16 protein-coding genes are annotated in these 17718 nt (G+C 71.7%); 11 read left to right on the top strand and 5 right to left on the bottom strand.

The window, feature by feature from the left end; translation table 11 throughout:
• The first annotated feature begins 256 nt into the window (after positions 1–256).
• Both ACFU8Q_RS05985 and ACFU8Q_RS05980 read left to right on the top strand, forming a co-directional pair.
• Positions 257–988 (top strand): GntR family transcriptional regulator, encoded by a 732-nt coding sequence (locus ACFU8Q_RS05985; RefSeq protein WP_384448385.1) that lies wholly within the window; start codon positions 257–259, stop codon positions 986–988.
• Positions 989–1043: 55 nt separating this feature from the next.
• The gene (locus ACFU8Q_RS05980) at positions 1044–2246 is read left to right on the top strand and encodes an amidohydrolase (RefSeq protein ID WP_384448382.1); all 1203 of its coding nucleotides are present in this window, start codon (positions 1044–1046) and stop codon (positions 2244–2246) included.
• Positions 2247–2488: 242 nt separating this feature from the next.
• Here ACFU8Q_RS05980 and pcaB read toward each other — a convergent pair whose 3' ends face one another.
• Positions 2489–3889, bottom strand: a complete 1401-nt coding sequence (gene pcaB / locus ACFU8Q_RS05975; protein ID WP_384448379.1) for a 3-carboxy-cis,cis-muconate cycloisomerase — start codon at positions 3887–3889, stop codon at positions 2489–2491.
• A 146-nt stretch (positions 3890–4035) separates the two neighbouring features.
• On the bottom strand, positions 4036–4803 hold the full coding sequence (locus tag ACFU8Q_RS05970) for a VOC family protein (protein ID WP_384448376.1): 768 nt from the start codon (positions 4801–4803) through the stop codon (positions 4036–4038).
• Between the two features lie 166 nt (positions 4804–4969).
• On the opposite strand from ACFU8Q_RS05970, the gene ACFU8Q_RS05965 reads away from it, so the two are divergent.
• The 3 genes from ACFU8Q_RS05965 (at position 4970) to thrS (ending at position 8639) form a co-directional block, all read left to right on the top strand.
• A complete protein-coding gene (locus tag ACFU8Q_RS05965) occupies positions 4970–6700 on the top strand; it encodes an FUSC family protein (RefSeq protein ID WP_384448373.1) in 1731 nt (576 codons plus the stop codon).
• Entirely contained in the window at positions 6697–7203 is a 507-nt protein-coding gene (locus tag ACFU8Q_RS05960; RefSeq protein WP_384448370.1) for a MarR family winged helix-turn-helix transcriptional regulator, read from the top strand. Before ACFU8Q_RS05965 ends, ACFU8Q_RS05960 begins: the two co-directional genes overlap by 4 nt.
• 221 nt (positions 7204–7424) lie before the next feature.
• On the top strand, positions 7425–8639 hold the full coding sequence (gene thrS / locus ACFU8Q_RS05955) for a threonine--tRNA ligase (protein WP_384448367.1): 1215 nt from the start codon (positions 7425–7427) through the stop codon (positions 8637–8639).
• A gap of 257 nt (positions 8640–8896) precedes the next feature.
• Here the strand turns inward: thrS and ACFU8Q_RS05950 are convergent, their stop codons facing one another.
• Positions 8897–9814 carry an IclR family transcriptional regulator gene (locus ACFU8Q_RS05950; RefSeq protein ID WP_384448364.1) on the bottom strand — a complete coding sequence of 306 codons (918 nt, stop codon included), beginning with the start codon at positions 9812–9814 and terminating at the stop codon, positions 8897–8899.
• 372 nt (positions 9815–10186) lie between these two features.
• Here ACFU8Q_RS05950 and ACFU8Q_RS05945 point away from each other — a divergent pair, with 372 nt between their 5' ends.
• From ACFU8Q_RS05945 to ACFU8Q_RS05920, 6 genes are all read left to right on the top strand, one after another.
• Positions 10187–11779 carry a sensor histidine kinase gene (locus ACFU8Q_RS05945; protein WP_384448361.1) on the top strand — a complete coding sequence of 531 codons (1593 nt, stop codon included), beginning with the start codon at positions 10187–10189 and terminating at the stop codon, positions 11777–11779.
• Positions 11776–12183: a roadblock/LC7 domain-containing protein gene (locus tag ACFU8Q_RS05940; RefSeq protein WP_384448358.1), complete on the top strand. Its 408-nt coding sequence runs from the start codon at positions 11776–11778 to the stop codon at positions 12181–12183. Before ACFU8Q_RS05945 ends, ACFU8Q_RS05940 begins: the two co-directional genes overlap by 4 nt.
• Complete coding sequence (locus ACFU8Q_RS05935; protein ID WP_384448355.1) at positions 12180–12551, top strand: DUF742 domain-containing protein; 372 nt, start codon at positions 12180–12182, stop codon at positions 12549–12551. Before ACFU8Q_RS05940 ends, ACFU8Q_RS05935 begins: the two co-directional genes overlap by 4 nt.
• Positions 12532–13146 carry an ATP/GTP-binding protein gene (locus ACFU8Q_RS05930; protein WP_384448352.1) on the top strand — a complete coding sequence of 205 codons (615 nt, stop codon included), beginning with the start codon at positions 12532–12534 and terminating at the stop codon, positions 13144–13146. Before ACFU8Q_RS05935 ends, ACFU8Q_RS05930 begins: the two co-directional genes overlap by 20 nt.
• A gap of 66 nt (positions 13147–13212) precedes the next feature.
• A complete protein-coding gene (locus ACFU8Q_RS05925) occupies positions 13213–14796 on the top strand; it encodes a cytochrome P450 (RefSeq protein ID WP_384448349.1) in 1584 nt (527 codons plus the stop codon).
• 172 nt (positions 14797–14968) lie between these two features.
• Positions 14969–16315: a 6-phospho-beta-glucosidase gene (locus ACFU8Q_RS05920; RefSeq protein WP_384448346.1), complete on the top strand. Its 1347-nt coding sequence runs from the start codon at positions 14969–14971 to the stop codon at positions 16313–16315.
• Between the two features lie 305 nt (positions 16316–16620).
• Here the strand turns inward: ACFU8Q_RS05920 and ACFU8Q_RS05915 are convergent, their stop codons facing one another.
• Together ACFU8Q_RS05915 and ACFU8Q_RS05910 are read right to left on the bottom strand one after the other, a co-directional pair.
• Positions 16621–17061, bottom strand: a complete 441-nt coding sequence (locus ACFU8Q_RS05915) for a hypothetical protein (protein WP_384448343.1) — start codon at positions 17059–17061, stop codon at positions 16621–16623.
• Positions 17055–17513, bottom strand: coding sequence for an ATP-binding protein (locus ACFU8Q_RS05910; RefSeq protein ID WP_384448341.1), 459 nt, complete (start codon positions 17511–17513; stop codon positions 17055–17057). The genes ACFU8Q_RS05915 and ACFU8Q_RS05910 overlap by 7 nt, the downstream gene beginning before the upstream one ends.
• Between the last annotated feature and the right edge of the window lie 205 nt (positions 17514–17718).

Raw genomic sequence — 17718 nt, 5'->3', positions numbered from 1 at the left:
CGGCGGGACGGCCGTCGAGGGTTGCGTCATCGGTGGTTCCTCAGGTGCGAACGGGCGGCTGGACGCCGAAGTCGATGCCTGCATCAGGCATGGGTCAGCGGAAAAGACCAGTTCAGGGCGGCCGGATTGGGCGCGGCGCTCAAGCTATCTGGTATACCGAATACCAAGCAAGGGTGTACGGAACCTTTCCGGAATCTGCGATGATCACGGCACGGGAGCCGGAAGAGACCGGCTCCGACGGGCAGGAAGCGAGTCCATGAGCAGCAGCCGAACCGCCGGCCTCACCGCCACCATCGGTGCGGCACATCAGTCGCTGCGCGACCAGGTCTATGTGGAACTGCGCGAGAGGATCATCGACGGCCGCTACCCCTCCGGGCACCGGGTCGTCGAACGGGAACTCGCGGACGAGCTGGGGGTGTCCCGTATCCCCGTACGGGAAGCCATCCAGCGACTGGAGACCGAGGGATTCATCGCCGCCCAGGCACGAAAGGGCGCGTTCGTCGCCCCGCTCGGCCCGGCCGAGGCCGCGGACTTCTTCGACATCCGCGAACACCTGGAGGCGCTGGCGGCCTCGCTCGCCGCCCGGCGCGCCGACCGGGACGGCCTGCGCACCCTGGAAAGACTCCTGGACCGCGCCCGCCGCGTCGCGGGCTCCTCCCGCCGGACCCGCGAACTGGGCTCGGTCCATGCCGACTTCCATCAGCAGATCGTCGTCATGTCCGGCAATCCGCTGCTCCAGGGCCTGATGGCGCCGCTCGACGGCCGGTTGCGCCGGCTCTTCAGCCTCACCTCCGAGCCGGGCGACGGTCCCGTGATGTGCGGCGAGCACGAACTGCTCTACGAGGCGATCAGGAGCGGCGACGCGGATGAGGCGGAACGGATCGCCCGCCGTCATGTGGCCGGAACGCGCGAGACCGCGATGCAGATGCTCGCCGCCGCCACCGCCACCGATGAACCCACGGATCCCGGTCCCCGGCGCCGACCCTGACCAAGACGCCCATCCAGCGCACGACGTCGCGCACCACCGAAGGAGCCCCCGCCCCATGGCGACGCCCGCCCCCGCCTGCCCCCATGTCCTGTTCACCACCGTCCGTTCCCTCGACGGGCGCACCCGTGACCTGCTGGTCTCCGACGGCCGGATCGCCGCGTACGACCCGGCGGAGCTGCCCGACGGCTGCGTGACCGTGGACGCCGCGGGAACCCTCGCCCTGCCCTCGCCCGTCGACGCGCACATCCACCCCGACAAGTCGACCTGGGGCGGGCCCTGGCTGAGCCGCGAACCCGCCGGGACGCTCCGTGACCTGATCGAGGGCGATGTACGGGCCAGGACCGCCCTCACGACCCCGGTGGAGGAGCGGGTCGGGGCACTCATGGACCGGGCCATCGCCCGTGGCACCCGCGCCATGCGGGCCCACGTGGATGTCGCCCCCGTCCACGGCCTCTCCGGGGTGCACGGGGTGCGGGCGGCGGCCGATGCCCGCAAGGACCTCGTCGACGTCCAGATCGTCGCCTTCCCCCAGCTCGGCCTGTTGAGCGAGCCCGGAACCGCCGAACTCATGGAGCAGGCCCTGTCCGAGGGGGCCGACGTCGTCGGCGGCCTCGACCCGATCGGCATCGACGGCGACATGGACGGCCAGTTGGACTTCGTGTTCGGGCTGGCCGCCCGCAAGGGCGTACCGGTCGACATCCATCTGCACGACGGCGGGCCCGCCGGTCTGCGCCAGGTCGCCGAGATCGCCCGGCGTACCGTCGCCGCCGGGATGCAGGGACGCGTCACCCTCGGCCATGCCTTCGCCGTGGCCGAGCTCGAGGGTGACGAACGCGACGCCGTGGCGGCGCGGTTGGCCGACGCCGGCGTCTCCCTGGTCACCTGTGCCCTGGGCGGTGACCCGGTCCTGGACCCCGCACGGCTCACCCCGCACGGCGTGCGAGTGGCCGTCGGCTCGGACGGAGTGCGCGATGCCTGGACGCCGTTCGGTGACGGCGACATGCTTGCCCGGGCCCATCTGCTCGCCTACCGCACGGATGCCCGCACCGATGCCGAACTCGCCTCCTGTTACGAGGCGGTGGCCCAGGGCGGCGCCTCCCTGCTCGGTCTGCCCGCCTCCCGGCTGGAGACCGGGGACCCGGCCGACTTCGTCCTGGTGGCCGCCGGTTCGCTGCCCGAGGCAGTCGTGGACCGCCCGATTCCGTCCATGGTGGTACGGGCCGGCCGGGTCATCGCCCGCGGGGGCCGGCTGATCTAGGGCATCTCGTTCGGATCAGGCCGGGCTCGTGTGCCCCGGCACCGCACCTCGCCGCGTTGTCGTCGGTCTTCTCCGAGCTCTCGGCTCCGCTCGAGCAAGGGAGACCCCAGCGGCTCCGCCATGACTCCTTCGTCCGCCTTGCGATGCACGGCACCACGGTGGCATCAGCCGCTCCGCGGCGGGCCGCTCCCTGATCCGGCCTGATCCGAACGAAAGACCCTGGCCAGGGTCTACCGGGCCGGTCAGCCGCGGTCGAGCGCGCGGTCGGTGAGCGGGCCCGCGCAGCCGGTGTAGCGAGCGGGATCGGCCAGTTCGGACAGGTCGAGACCGGCGAGTTCGGGCTCCTCGTCCAGCACGTCGGCGAGGACGTCGGCCAGATCCGTGGTCTCCGCGCGGGCCCGGGCGGCGGCGTTCAGCAGGACCTCCTTGGCACGCTTGCGGCCGATCCGCTCGGCGAACACGGCGGCCAGCCGCTCCGCGACGATCAGCCCGTCGGTGAGCTGGAGATTCTCCCGCATGGCGTACGGGACGACCCGCAGCCCGTCGGTGAGTTCGGCCGCCGCGTACGCGGCCCCGCCGACGAGCCTCAGCAGCTCGCGCAGCGGCTCCCATTCCGCGTGCCACGCCCCGGCCGGCCGCTCGTCCTCGGCGACCAGCGAGCCGTACAGCGTCGCCGCCAGGGCCGGAGCGCGACGGGCGGCCGCCACGATGAGGGTGGCGCGCACCGGGTTGGCCTTCTGCGGCATGGTGGACGAGCCACCGCCCTGCCCCTCGGTCACCTCGCCGATCTCGGTACGGGACAGGGTGAGTACGTCGGCCGCCAGCTTGCCGAGCGCACCTGCCGTGAAAGCGAGCGCGCCCGCCAGGTCCGCGATCGGGGTCCGCAGACTGTGCCACGGCAACAGCGGTTCGGCCAGACCGAGTTCGTTCGCGAATGCCTGGAGCAGGGGTAGCCCCCGGCCGTCGTCCTCGGCGGCGCCGGACGCATCGGTGCCGGAAACGCCCGCATCGGCTACGCCGACGGGCGTGAAGGCGTCGAAGACGGCCAACGTGCCTGCCGCGCCGCCGAGTTGTGCGGGAAGTGACTCCCGTACGGCGGACAGGCGGTCCCGTGCGTCGAGGATCAGCGCACGCCACCCCGCAGCCTTCAGTCCGAAGGTGGTCGGCACGGCGTGCTGGGTGAGCGTACGGCCGGCCATCGGGGTGTTGCGGTGCGCGACGGCCAGCCGTGCCACCGCGTCCGCGGCCCGCACCAGATCGTCGAGAACCGGGGCCAGCGTCCGCGCGGCGACCAGCATGGCGGCCGTGTCGAGGATGTCCTGGCTGGTGGCGCCCCGGTGCACGTACGGCCGGACGCCCGGCTCCACCGCGGCGGCCAGGTCGACGACCAGCGGGATGACCGGATTGCCGTCCGTGCGGGCGCGCAGCGCCAGACTCCGCACCTCGAACCGGCTCGCGTCGCCCGCCGCCGCGGTCACCGCCCGCCCGGCCTCGGCGGGCGCGAGTCCGCAGCCGGCCTGGGCGCGGGTGAGCGCGGCCTCGGCGTCGAGCATCGCCTGCAGAAAGGCGCCGTCGCCGGTGGCGGCCTCGGCGGGGGAGCCGGCCCGCCCGGGGGCGAGCAGTCCGGCATCGCTCTCGTACATCAGCTGAACTCCAGGAAGACCGTTCGCCGTTCCCGCCGGCAGGCGGATGTCGAACCGATGGATACGCGGGTCCGTGGGTGTCGCGATCAGTGGGGCACCAGGGTCTGTCCGGCCGTGATTCCCCGGCCAAGATCCTCAGCGCCCTCCTAGCCTTCGTCGCCCGCCCGGTGGATGCCGAACGCAGCGCCCTGCGGGTCCCGGACCACCGCGATCCGGGGACCGCCCGGAACGTCCGTCGGCGGCATCAGCAATTCGCCGCCCGCCCCCTGCGCGGTGGCCGCCGCCGCGTCGACGTCCGGCACGGCGAAGTACGGCAGCCAGTTCGGCGGCGCCTCCTGCGGGAACCTGTCGTCCATGACCAGCAGGCCGCCGAAGTCCTCGCCGTCCACGCCCCACTGCGGGTAGCTCGCGGAAGCGGCGTTCACCGTCCACCCGAAGACCGCGGGATAGAAAGCGAGCGCCGGGTCGGCCTGTCGGGTGACGAGTTCGACCCAGCCGAGCGCGCCGGGGGCGTTCATCAGCTCGGCACCGGCGAAAGCGCGCCCCTGCCACAGCGAGAACACCGCGCCCGACGGATCCGCGACCACCGCGAACCTGCCCTGGTCGAACACGTCCATCGGGCCGACCAGCAGCGAGCCGCCCGCCGACCTCACCTTCTCGACCGTGGCGTCGGTGTCCTCGGTCGCGAACGAGACCGTCCAGGCGGGTGGCTGCCCCGGCTGGTAGACGGGACTGAGCGCGGCCACGCGCGCGTCTCCGAGATGCGCCATGGTGTAGCCGCCCGCCTCCTCGCGCGGGTCCGTCTCGGGGCGCCACCCGAAGAGCGCCGCGTAGAACGACTTGGCCGCGGGGATGTCGGGGGTACTCAGCTCGACCCAGCAGGGACCGCCGGGCACCGGAGACGTGAGCTTCATTCGGTTTCCTCCATGGACGGGCGGATGCGTGGACGTACCGATGCGTGACTCTCTGTCCTTGTGCTGAACGTATTGCCTAGCGGAGAGGTCAGCCATCGGTGTCGTACGGCAGGGGCACCGGGAAGAGGGGATGTTTTACAGGTGTAATACCTGCTAAAGTATTTGGGTGAGTGATACAGCCATCCGATCTCGTCAGCCCTCCGTCCGCAGACTCCCGCTGGCGGCCCCGCTGCGCCTCGCCCGGCCCTCGGACATGTGGTTCAAACCGGCGCTGAGCGTGGTCGTCGCCACCGCCGTACCGGATCTGGTGCTGTTCGCCATGGACCGGCTCGACCTCGTGATGTACACGATGGCCGGTTCGCTCTGTGCGCTCTACGGCCACAATCTGCCGTATGCCCGCCGGGCCCGAGCCGTCGCCGGGGTCGTCCTCTCCATGGTCATCGGCATGGCGATATCCCTGGTCGCGGCCTCGCTCACCGGATCGACCGCCGTGCTGATCGCGGTGGGCGCACTCCTCGCGGCCGGACAGAAGGTGCTCTGCGACGCCACCCGCATCGGCCCGCCCGGACCGTTGATCTTCACGTTCATCACCTCGGCCGCGCTCTTCGCCCCGCAGCACCTCGGACAGGTCCCGGGCCACCTCGCGCTGACCCTGGCCGCGGGCGCGGTCTCCTGGCTGGTCGCGGTCGGCCCCGCGGCGATCCGCAGGGAGGGCCCCGAGCGCCGGGCGACCGCCCGCGCACTCGACGCGGCCGCGGCATACGTCACGGCACCCGGCCACCGCACCCGGCACGCCGCGGTCGCCGCCGTGCACGCGGCCTGGCAGACCCTCCTCGCCGCCGGACGCCCCACCCCCGTACGCCGGGCGCTCGAACGCCTCGTCGTCCACGCCGAAGCCGTCCTCGCCGGCGGCGCCCTCGGCGGCTCCCCGGCCGACCCCCTCTCCGCAGCCGCCCCCACCTCGGCCGCCGATCCGGACCTGCTGCGCGCCTGGGCCGGGCAGACCCGTGCCCGCGGACCCGTCCCCATCGCGCCGCCCGCTCCGGGTACGGCGGCGGAACTGTTCGGCATCGACGCCGAACGGGCCGCCCGGCGTACCGGAAGCCGCCGCGACGCCCGCCGCGCACTGCTGCGCAGCCTCGCCCCGGGCTCCCCGCTACTGCCCATCGGCGCCCGCGCGCTCATCGGCTGCGCCCTCGCCGGATACGTCTCCCAGGCGGCCGGCGTCGGCCGCCCCTACTGGGCGATCGTCACCGCGGCCTCCCTCTACCAGGCCAATGTGACCCTGACCTGGAACCGGGCCCTCCAGCGGACCCTCGGCAATCTGCTCGGCGTTCTCGTCTTCGCCGCCGTCCTCCCGGTCAGCCGCACCGGCCCCCTGGCCCTCATCGGCTTCTGTCTGCTCTTCGGCTTCGCGGCCGAGGCCCTGATCACCCGCAACTACTGGCTCGGCTCCATCGCCGTCACCCCGATGGCCCTGCTGGTCCTGGAATTCGGCGGCACCCACCCGGCCGGTGAACTCATCGGTGACCGGGTCCTGGACACCGTGATCGGCGCCGCGGTGGGCCTGCTCGCCGCCATGCTGGTGACGAACCGCCGGGCCTCCGGGCGCCTGGAGAAGGCCCTCGCCGCCACCGATCGGGCGCGCGCCCACGCCGTGCACGCGCTGGCCGCCCCGCAGCCCACGCCCGCCGCCCTCGACGCCGCCCGTCGCAGGCTGACCGGTTCGCTCGTCGAGTTGCGCGAAGCCGATGACACCGCGGCGGGCGAATGGTGGCAGCGCGCCCTGCCCCAGGAGCAGGTCCTCGCGGCCGAGCAGGCCGGACACCGTACGCTCGCGGCGACAGCAACGCGGCAGGGGCTCATCGCCCCTGCCCAGGAGAACGGAGCGGTGTGACCGACGACATCGTCGCCTCGGTGGTACGGCAGTGGCAGGCCGTCAACCCGGAGCTGGACACCGGACCGATGGAACTCATCGGCCGCATCAACCGCTGCGCGGCCCTGCTCCAGCAGGCGGAGGACGCTCCGTTGCGCGCCGCCGGCCTGACCCGCGCCGAGTTCGACCTGCTCGGTGCGGTACGCCGTACCGACCGCGAACTCACCCCCGGCGAGCTCGCCAGGGAGACGTTCTCCTCCGGCGCCGCCGTCACCAAGCGCCTGCGGGTCCTTCAGGAACGGGGCCTCGTCGAGCGCCGCAGCGACGCCCGCGACCGGCGCGTCGTTCATGTCCGCCTCACCGAGGAGGGACGCGAGATGGTCGATCGGCTGCTGCCGCGCCAGCTGGCGTACGAACGCACGGTGCTGTCCGGTCTCGACGAGCAGACCCGCAGCCGACTCAGCGCCCAGCTCAGCGAGTTGCTGGTGCAGCTGGAGGGGCGCATCGGCGGCGCCGGACGCTGAACCGGTGGCCGGCGCCGAACCGGGGCCGGGCGGCCCGGCGAATATTCCCGCGCGGACATCGGTACGCCGCTGCTAACGTCCCCCGCATGAAGCGCGCTGCCATGACGACGACGCCGGAGAGTGTCCCGGCGCGCTGACAGCTGTTCAGTCCGAAGCCCCGGGGCGAGTGCCCCGGGGCTTCGCCTTGCGGTCACCCGCCCGACGACCGCGAGGAGACCGCCATGCACGACCACCGCAAACTCGGCCGCGAGCTGGACCTGTTCGACACCGATCCGCTGATCGGCGCCGGGCTGCCGTACTGGCTGCCCGACGGCGCTGTCGTACGCCACACCCTGGAGGAGTACATCCGCACCGCCGAGCGGCGGGCGGGCTACCGGCACGTGTACTCACCGGTGCTCGGCAAGCGGGAGCTGTACGAGATCTCCGGGCACTGGTCGCACTACAGCGACGACATGTTCCCGCCGATGGAAGTGGGCGGGGAACAGGTCGTGCTCCGGCCCAGTCTGTGTCCGCACCACGCACTCATGTACCGCTCCCGCTCCCACAGCTACCGCGAACTTCCCTTGCGGATGGCCGAGTTGGGAGGCATGTACCGCTCCGAACTCTCCGGGGTGCTCGGCGGACTGACCCGGGTGAGGGCCATCCAGCTGAACGACGCGCACATCTTCTGCACCCTGGACCAGGCCGCCGAGGAGGCACGGGCCGCGCTGGAACTGATCCGCCGGGCGTACGGGGCGCTGGGCATCGGCCCGGCCCGCTACCGGCTCTCCCTGCCGGGGCCAGGCGGGAAGTATGTCGCCGCCCCCGAACTGTGGCAGCGGTCCACCGCTCTGCTGACCGACGTCCTCGACCGCTCCGGGCTGCCCTACGAGGCGGCCGAGGGAGAAGCCGCGTTCTACGGCCCCAAGATCGACGTCCAGCTCGTCGACAGCGCCGGCCGGGAGTTCACCCTCTCCACCATCCAGGTCGACTTCCACCAGCCGGCCCGGTTCGACCTGCACTACATCGGTGCGGACGGTGCGAAACACCGGCCGGTGATGATCCACCGCAGCATCATCGGCAGCGTGGAGCGTGCCGTCGCCCACCTCATCGAGGAGCACGGCGGGGCCTTCCCCGCCTGGCTCGCCCCCACCCAGCTGGCGATCCTTCCGGTCTCCGAAGCCGAACTGCCGGACGCGGAGGCGTTCGCCCGGCGCTGCACCGGCCTCGGGCTGCGGGCCGAGATCACCGGACCGGACCGCGGCACCCTGGGCGCCCGCATCCGGGAAGCCCGCCTGGTGCCCTACCAGGCCGTCATCGGTGCCAGGGAAGCCGCCGACGGCCAGGTCGCCCTGCGCCTGCGCGACGGACGCCGGCACGATCCGCGGCCCGCCGATGAGGTCCTCGCCCGCATCGCCGCCCTCATCGACGCCCACAGCACCGACCTCTGGACCTAGTGCCGTGACCGGCGGTGTCTGCCCGGAAGGAGCGTCGTCCGGTGCGTGCGATCGCGAGGCGGCCGGAAGTCCTTGGCTGGGTCTCCCCTGCTCGAACGGAGTTGAGAGCTCGGGGAAGGAGCTACCAGGGCTTTCGGCCAACGCGGAAGGGGGTCCCCCTGGCCCTCAAGGCCTTGGGGGAGTGCGTGCTGGGCGGCGCGACGGGGCAAAGCCTGCCGGGAGGGGCACCAGGGTCTTCTGTTCGGGCCCGGCCGTCATCAGGCCCCGCCGAACAGCGCGGCCGACCGGCGCAGTTCGCCCACCAGGCGGGCGAGCGCCGCGTCGTCGCCGCGGTCGGCGGGTGCCGAGGTCACCAGGGCGAGCCGGTCCCGGCGGCTCGACGCGGCCAGCGCAACGGCCACGGCGTGCAGGCCCGGGACCGACTCCCCACGGCTGAGGGCGTATCCGAGGGAGCGGATCGCGTCGAGCTCCGCGAACAGCGCGGACCGTGAGGTGAGGGAGTTCGGCGCTGCCTTTGGAAGTCCCTCCTGCGGATAGAGGGCGTGGAGCTCTTCCGCTGACATCCGGGAGAGCAGCATTTTGCCGCCGGCGGTGGCGTGGGCGGGGTGCGTACGGCCCCTCTCCGGCATCACCCGGACCGGGTGCGGCGACTCGCGGCCGTCGGTGATCAGGATCCGGTCGCCGATGAGCGCCGCGCTCTGCACCGTCTCGCCGGTGCGCCGTAGCGCGTCGTCCAGTACGACTCCGAGCTGTTCGCGGACGGCCGCGCCGAAGCCCGCCGGACGGCCGAGCCGCGCCAGCTCCGGACCTGCCGAGTAGCCGCGTCCGGAGGATTCCCGGACCGCGAAGCCGCGTCCTTCGAGGGTGCTGAGTACCCGGTGGGCGGTGGACCGGCCGATGGAGAGCAGCCCGGCCGCCTCGGAGACGGTCAGCGTGTCGTGCGTCAGGAACAGCCGCAGCAGCCGGAGTCCGGTGTCGAGCGACTCGATGGTGTACCCGCGCGCCGGCCCCGTACCGCTCGTGTCCTCCGTACCGCTCGCGTCCGCCGTACCGCTCGCTTCCCCCGTACCGCTCGTGTCCTCCGCACCGGCGCCGGCCGTATCTTCCGCACCGCCCGCACCGCCCGCACCGTCCGTCGCTGGGGCGACGTTGCCGTACATCCGTCCTTCGGTCATCAATGCGCTCCTTTTGATCCGCTTCGATCACGCGTGCGCGCGTCCCTCGTCGCGGGACGACTGGCATGGCGCGCGGGGCAATTCCCCGCGCAGTTGTGAAAACGTCCCGTACCGCGGGACGGCAAATGCTCCGGGTTGGGGATCTCCCTTGATCGTCACTCCCTGCGTACGCGTGGAGGCGGTGCGTACAAAAACTCGTGAGTGTATTACCGCGGGAGCGCTCGCGCAGGGGGTTGGGTGAATGCGCCGAAGCCCTGATTCGATCTGGCTAAGCTCACGCGCAGCGAAGTCGAGTTGAGACGAATTCGAGCGCTTGTTCCTGGATGTCCTGCAAGCGCGTTTACCTCCCGAATCAACCGCCAGAGGTTTTAGATGGTTCGTGTTGAATCACCGCCGATCGAACGAGAAATCCGCGTCGTCCGCGCCATGTTGCTGCCCGTGCTTCTGATGGGCGGCGCAACCACCGCCGCGGTGGCGCTGGTTTCCGCGGCCGCGCGGATGCCAGTCGTCTGGTGCGGCGCGCTCGCCACCGTCGTGGTCACCGCACTCACCGTTCGACTCGCCCGCCGGGCACGCGATATGCGCGCCCAGCGCGCGGCGTACGAACGGCGCTTCGCCGACCTGGAACGGCGCATCGCCGCCCACGACGACGAGACCGTGCGGATCAGCAAGGAACTCCTGCCGGCCGCCATCCACCGGCTGCGGGTGGGCAATTCACCCGAAGAGGTGCTCCGGGACGTCGTCGACGCGGACGAGGCGTACCGCGACCTGCCCGACTCCCAACGCACCCTCGTCTACACGGTGCTGAACATCATCGACAACGAAGAGGCGATGCGCGACTCCGCGCAGCGCGCCTTCGTCAACGTCGCCCGGCGCGTCCAGGCGATCGTTCACCGCCAGGCGAGTGAACTGCGGGAAATGGAGGAGCACCACGGGCGCAACCCCGACGTCTTCGACGACCTGCTCCGCATCGACCACGGCACCGCGCTGATCGGTCGTCTCGCCGACTCCATCGCGGTACTCGGCGGCGCCCGCCCCAGCCGCCAGTGGCCCAAGCCCGTACCGCTGTTCAGCGTGCTGCGCGGCGCCATGTCGCGGATCCTGGAGTACCCGCGGATCGATCTGCACTCGATCGCCAAGGTCGCCGTCATCGGCACGGCCGTCGAGCCGCTCATCCACGCCTGTGCCGAACTCCTCGACAACGCCACGCGCTACTCGCCGCCGCAGACCCGGGTGCACGTCACCGCCGTCGAGGTGCAGACCGGCATCGCCATCGAGATCGAGGACGGCGGCGTCTCGCTCAGCGAGGAGGCCCGGTCACGGGCCGAGAACATGCTCGCCCGGGCCCAGGCCGGCTCCAACATGAACGACCTCGGCGAGTCCCCCCGGCTCGGCATGGCCGTCGTCGGACGGCTCGCGCGGATGTACGACCTCCAGGTCTCGCTGCGGCAGTCCGCGTACGGCGGTGTCCGCGCCGTGCTCATCGTGCCCCGCGCGATGATCACCACCGGCCCCGCCCCCGGTATCGCCCACGGCATCGGCGCCACGTCGAGGCCCACCAGCGACATCGACCAGGAGGCGATGAAGCACGTCGTGCCGCCCCGCCGCAAGCCCCGTCCCGTGGCCCAGCGCCTCGCCACCGGCCCCGTCGCACCCGTCACCCGGCCGGTGCTCCCCGCGGCCGCCGTGGAGGAGGACGTCCCCGTGGTGACCGAGTGGACCGCCGGGGGGCTCCCGCAACGCCGCAGCCGCGGCCGCGCCCCCCTGGGCTCGCACAACCTCCCCGCACAGCCCGTCGACCCCACCGCAGGACAGCGCAACGGCCACGGCGGGACCGACGGCGGCAAGGAACAGCCCCCCGGACTCTGGCTGGAGGCCTTCACCAACGCCGTCAACGGCGTGCCGCAGGACCCGAAGACCGACGAAGACTCTGACGATGCCTGGGACAAGGGAGACCTGAAGTGATCCAGCAGCGGGGAAATATGGACTGGATGCTCAAGGAACTGGCCGACGACGTGCCGGACATCCACCAGATCGTGGTGCTCTCCGCCGACGGCCTGCGCATCGCCCGGCACGGCGGCGATCCCGATGTCGCCGACCGCCTCGCGGCGGCCTGTGCCGGACTGCAGAGCCTGGCCGCCGCCGTCGCCTCCGAAATCCCCTACAGCGACGGACTGATGCGCCTCGTCGTCATCGAAGTCACCGGCGGCTTCTTCTACTTGATGGCCGCCGGAACGGGCGCGTACCTCGCCGTCCTGGCCGGTGACACGGTCGACGCGGGGCTCGTCGGATCACGGATGCGCGACATGGTCGTCAGGATCGGCGCCCACCTGACGAGCCCTCCGCGCCATGACGGGCAGACCGGATGAAGGCTCCCCGACGAGAACGCCGAATGGCCGATCCGGCACCGAGCGATCCGGAACGGCTGTACGTGATCACCGGCGATCCCGACGGCAACGAGCGGGCGCCGCTCGACCTGGTCACGATGGTCGTCGCGCAGGCCCAGCCGACGCCGACGGTCCAGCCCGAGCAGGCCGTGATCATGAGGCTCTGCCAGGCGCCCTTATCCGTTGCCGAGATCTCGGCGTACCTCGGTCTGCCCTTCAGCGTGGTGACATCGCTCCTCACGGAACTCCTCGCGGCCGACCTCATCGAATCGCGCGCGCCCATCGTCCGCGCCACCCTCCCGGACAGGTCCCTTCTCGAAGCGGTGATGCATGGACTTCAGAAGCTCTGACACGATCACCGGCCCCCGGCGCGAGGATGTCCTTCCCACCACGGCGACCGCCGCGGTGAAGGTCGTGATCGTCGGTGGGTTCGGGGTCGGCAAGACGACCATGGTCGGATCCGTCAGCGAGATCCGGCCACTGACCACCGAAGAGACCATGACCCAGGCCGGCGTCGGCGTGGACGACAACTTCGGGGTGGAGAGCAAGACCGCCACCACCGTCGCCATGGACTTCGGCCGGATCTCCATCAGTGAGGAACTGATCCTCTATCTGTTCGGCACCCCGGGCCAGGAAAGGTTCTGGTTCCTGTGGAACGGCCTGTTCGAAGGTGCCCTCGGCGCGGTGGTCCTCCTCGACACCCGCCGCCTCGAAGTCAGCTTCGACGTCATCGGGCGGCTGGAGGAGCGCGGAGTCCCGTTCGTCGTCGCTGTCAACACCTTCCCGGACGCCCCGAAGCACCCGGTCGAGGCGCTGCGCAGCGCCCTCGACCTTCCTGAAGAGGTTCCGATGATCGACTGCGACGCCCGGCTGCGCGCCTCCAGCCGCGACGTACTGATGACGCTGATGCGCTATCTGCACAGTCTGGCCCTCCCGCTCGCCTGACCGCAGTACACATCCCCCGCGCGTCCCATCCGCTTGGTCCTTGGAATCCTGATCCCTGGAGCGATTGTGACAACCCCATTCCACTACGAGCCCGGAGCGGCCCAGGGGCCGGTTCCGCCCCCCGAGTGCCCGGCCCACGGCCTCGGTACCGGCCCCGGCGGGCTACGCCGGATCTACGGCCCGGAGGCCGAGCGAGACCCCAACGGGCTGTACGACAAGCTGCGCGCCGAACACGGCAGCGTGGCCCCCGTCCTGCTGCACGGGGACGTGCCCGCCTGGCTGGTCCTCGGCCACAGCGAGAACCTGCACATGACCCGGACCCCCTCGCAGTTCTCCCGCGACTCGCGGCGGTGGCGGGCCCTGCAGGACGGCACCGTCGCCCCGGACCACCCGCTCGCCCCGATCTTCACCTGGCAGCCGGTCTGTGTCTTCGCCGACGGCGCCACCCACGAGCGCCAACGCGGCGCGGTCACCGACAGCATGAGCCGCATCGACACCCGCGGGGTGCGCCGCCACGTCAACCGCTACAGCAACCGGCTCGTCAACGACTTCTGCCAGGAAGGCCGCGTCGACCTGGTCAGGCAGTTCGCCGAGCGGCTGCCGATGATGGTGATGTGCGCGATCCTCGGCATGCCCGAGGAGTACAACGACCGGATGGTCCAGGCCGCCCGCGACATGACCCGTGGCACGGCGACCGCCGTCGCGAGCAACGCGTACGTCCTCGACGCGCTGACCCGGCTCGTCCGGCGCCGCCGGCGCGAACCCGCGGACGACTTCGCCACCTGGCTCGTCGAGCATCCGGCGGGGATGACCGACCAGGAGGTCAGCGAGCATCTGCGGCTGGTCCTCATCGCCTCGTACGAGGCGACCGTCAACCTGATCGCCAACGTCCTGCGGATGGTGCTCACCGACCCCCGCTTCCGGGCCCGGCTCAGCGGCGGTCACATGACGGTGCCCGAAGCGGTCGAGCAGACGCTGTGGGACGAGCCGCCGTTCACCGCGGTCTTCGGCCGCTGGGCGGTCGGCGACACCGAACTGGGCGGTCAGCAGATCAAGGCGGGCGACGCCCTGATCGTCGGCATCGCACCGGCCAACACCGATCCCGTCGTACGGCCCGATCTCAAGGCCGACATGGAGGGCAACCGCGCCCACCTCGCGTTCAGCGGCGGCCCCCATGAATGTCCCGGGCAGGACATCGGACGCGCCATCGCCGACGTCGGCGTGGACGCCCTGCTGATGCGTCTCCCCGATCTCGAACTCGCCGTCGACGAGAGCGAGCTGAGCTGGATCGGGAACTTCATGAGCCGGCATCTGGTGGAGCTCCCGGCGGACTTTGCCGCGCGTCCGCCCCAGGACGACAAGGAACCGCCGTCCATGGGAAGGCCGAACCCGCAGCGCCAGGACTGGGAGGTCCAGCCGACGGTCCGGCACACCGCCCCTACACCCGGCCGCGCCCCCGCTCCGGCCCCTGCCGCCACGGGCACGGCGGCGGGTGCGACACCCGCGGCGTCGACTGCCGACGAGCCCGGAGGCACCACTGGCGGGCAGCCCGCCGGACAGTCCGCCGCCGGGCGCATTCCGCACCAGCGGGGCAAGACCGCACCGGGGCGGCTGTGGCGTGCCGTTTCGCGCTGGTGGACCGGCGACTGACCTCGATCCGTCCGCCGCGACGGAGACGAGACCGATCAACGGCCCGGTGGCCGTGGACCCGTGCATCCGTGGGTTCCCGGCCGCCGGGCCGGCCGCCGTGCGCGCCGGGTGGGGGCCGCCGTCCGGAGTCGCTCGGGCCCCGTCCGGACCCGGCCCCGTACGATGCGGAAGCGTGAAGCTGACAATTCTGGGCGGCGGCGGATTCCGGGTTCCACTCGTGTACGGGGCGCTGCTCGCCGATCACGCCGAGGGCCGCGTCACCGCGGTCACCCTCTACGACACCGACGCGGGCCGGCTCACCGCCGTGGCCCGGGTGCTCGCCGACCAGGCCGCGACCGTCCCGGACGCCCCCGCCGTCAACGCCACCACCGACCTCGACGAGGCATTGCGCGGCGCGGACTTCGTCTTCTCGGCGATCCGCGTCGGCGGCCTCGAAGGCCGGGCGGCCGACGAACGGGTCGCCCTCGACGAAGGCGTACTCGGCCAGGAGACGGTCGGCGCGGGCGGCATCGCGTACGGGCTGCGCACCGTGCCCGTCGCCGTCGACCTCGCGCAGCGCGTCGCGCGACTCGCCCCGAACGCCTGGGTCATCAACTTCACCAACCCGGCGGGCCTGGTGACCGAGGCCATGTCCCGTTGCCTGGGCGACCGGGTCATCGGCATCTGCGACTCCCCGGTGGGCCTCGGCCGCCGGATCGCCCGGGTGCTCGGCGCCGACCCCGACCGGGCCCGGATCGACTACGTCGGCCTCAACCATCTGGGCTGGGTCCGCGCACTGCGTGTCGACGGCCGCGACGAACTCCCGCGCCTGCTGGCGGACCCGGAACTGCTCGGCTCCTTCGAGGAGGGCCGGCTGTTCGGCGTCGACTGGCTGCGGTCGCTGGGGGCCGTCCCCAACGAGTATCTGCACTATTACTACTTCAACCGGGAGGCCGTGCGCGCCTACCAGGATGCCGAGCAGACCCGCGGTGCCTTCCTCCGGGAGCAGCAGGAGAGCTTCTACGACCGGATGAAGGACCCGGCCGTCCCCGCGCTGCAGGCCTGGGACCGCACCCGCGCCGAACGCGAAGCCACCTACATGTCGGAGAACCGGGAGGTCGCCGGGGTCGGCGAGCGGGACGAGAGCGATCTGGAGTCCGGCGGCTACGAGAAGGTGGCGCTCGCCCTCATGCGGGCCGTCGCCCGCAACGAACGGACCTCGCTGATCCTCAACGTCCGCAACCGCACGACGCTTTCCGTGCTCGACGCGGACGCCGTCATCGAGGTGCCGTGCCTCGTCGACGCGAACGGCGCCCATCCCATGGCCGTCGACCCGCTCCCCTACCATGCCATCGGTCTGGTCACCGCGGTCAAGGCGGTCGAACGCGCGGTGCTGCAGGCGGCGGAGAGCGGTTCGCGGGCAGCCGCCGTGAAGGCCTTCGCGCTGCACCCGCTGGTCGATTCGGTGACGGTGGCCGGCCGTCTCCTCGACGGGTACCTGAAGGTCCATCCCGGGCTGGCCTATCTGAACCGCCCTTAGGGCCGGTCCGGCGATGAGAGCGGCTGGTCAAGCGCTGTGTACGAGCTCTTCCCCCGTGCACGGCGCGAGCGAATCGCAGCCCCGGGACCAGCCGTTCCACCTCGTCCACCGCCGCGCTCCCGAGCCGCTCCGGCTCATTGCCGAGCGAACCCGCCGGATGCGGCGTCAGGGAGGCGCCCGGCAGCGGGTGTGAGCTGCTGTCGGTTTGCTGAGCCGGAGTGCGTTGTGGCGAAGGGAGGGGGCGGGGTTTCCTGAAAGAACCCCGCCCCCTTCTCCCTGACGCGGCCGGGAGCGGACCGGTCGCGTCAGGGAGCGGAGACCGCGTGGGCGCCACCGGACGGTGCCCACGACGGCGTAACGCCAGTGACCTGACAGACCATCAGGAAGAGCGGGATCGGCGGCGTGTACGGCGTGCGGTTGTCGGGCTGGTGGATCAGCCGGGGCCGTACCGCCGGAACGAACGCCCCCTTCGCGTAGGCGGCCTGCGGGGGCCAGTCCAGATCGAGGTCGGAACCCGCGGGCACGATCCACCACCAGCGGTCGGCGTCCGCGAACACGCAGCCGGTGCGCGGCAGATGAGACATCAGCCGGAAGCCGTACCGCGCCGGAACCCCCACCGCGTCGTAGCCCAGGCTCGCCGACAGTGCGGGCGGCAGCGGCAATTGCACCATGCCCGTGTCGAGGGCGCGCCGGGGCTCGTGGGAGCGCCGCGCTCCGAGCAGATGGGACATCGCGTTCTTCAGCATGACTGCTCCGTGCCGTGCGGTAGTTCTGCCCAGACGATGCGTCCCGAGCCGTTGCCCGCGCCACGGGAACCCCAGGAACTGCTCATCGCGTCCACGAGCAGCAGACCGCGTCCGTGCTCGTCATCGGCGGTGCGGCACAGCTGTGGCCCGCCGGGCTGATGTCCTTGGTCCTGTACGGCTATCCGCAGTCGTCTGTCCAGGCAGCGCAGTTCGCACACGACGCGCGCGCTCATCGTGTGCACCACCGCGTTGGTGAACAGCTCCGAGACGATCAGGACCGCGGCTTCGTGCGCGTCCTCGTCCAGCCGCCACTCGTCGAGTCTGGCCCGCGTCAGCCGCCGTGCACCGGCCACCGACTCCGGGTGCGCAGGCAGCGCGAAGCAGTACCGGAGCGCCTCGGCGCCGGGCCTGAGGTCCATGAGCCGGGGGATGAGCGCACTGCCGGGTGCCACAACCGATTCCTCACAGTGGGGGCTGCGTCACACTCCGCCATCCCACGCGAATAGGAGCGGACGTGACTACGTGAACTGGTTCACTCACCAACTCTCCCTCTGTCGAGAACACTTGGCAAGGGGCACTCTGAAAAATTCAGAGTGGTTCTGTCGTGGGCGGCCCGCGCATGGCACACTGCTGCCAAACAGCGCATCGGGAGGTCTG

The organism is Streptomyces sp. NPDC057543 (genome assembly GCF_042801895.1).
Classification (GTDB): Bacteria; Actinomycetota; Actinomycetes; order Streptomycetales; family Streptomycetaceae; genus Streptomyces.
The sequence above is the reverse complement of the archived record's forward strand: the minus strand, read 5'-3'. Positions and strand labels throughout refer to the sequence as shown.

Excerpts from the sequence above, each read along its gene's own strand:
- ACFU8Q_RS05985 (WP_384448385.1), top strand. The coding sequence starts at position 257 with ATGAGCAGCAGCCGAACCGCCGGCCTCACCGCCACCATCGGTGCGGCA.
- ACFU8Q_RS05980 (WP_384448382.1), top strand. The coding sequence starts at position 1,044 with ATGGCGACGCCCGCCCCCGCCTGCCCCCATGTCCTGTTCACCACCGTC.
- pcaB (WP_384448379.1), bottom strand. The coding sequence starts at position 3,889 with ATGTACGAGAGCGATGCCGGACTGCTCGCCCCCGGGCGGGCCGGCTCC.
- ACFU8Q_RS05970 (WP_384448376.1), bottom strand. The coding sequence starts at position 4,803 with ATGAAGCTCACGTCTCCGGTGCCCGGCGGTCCCTGCTGGGTCGAGCTG.
- thrS (WP_384448367.1), top strand. The coding sequence starts at position 7,425 with ATGCACGACCACCGCAAACTCGGCCGCGAGCTGGACCTGTTCGACACC.
- ACFU8Q_RS05950 (WP_384448364.1), bottom strand. The coding sequence starts at position 9,814 with ATGACCGAAGGACGGATGTACGGCAACGTCGCCCCAGCGACGGACGGT.
- ACFU8Q_RS05945 (WP_384448361.1), top strand. The coding sequence starts at position 10,187 with ATGGTTCGTGTTGAATCACCGCCGATCGAACGAGAAATCCGCGTCGTC.
- ACFU8Q_RS05935 (WP_384448355.1), top strand. The coding sequence starts at position 12,180 with ATGAAGGCTCCCCGACGAGAACGCCGAATGGCCGATCCGGCACCGAGC.
- ACFU8Q_RS05930 (WP_384448352.1), top strand. The coding sequence starts at position 12,532 with ATGGACTTCAGAAGCTCTGACACGATCACCGGCCCCCGGCGCGAGGAT.
- ACFU8Q_RS05915 (WP_384448343.1), bottom strand. The coding sequence starts at position 17,061 with ATGCTGAAGAACGCGATGTCCCATCTGCTCGGAGCGCGGCGCTCCCAC.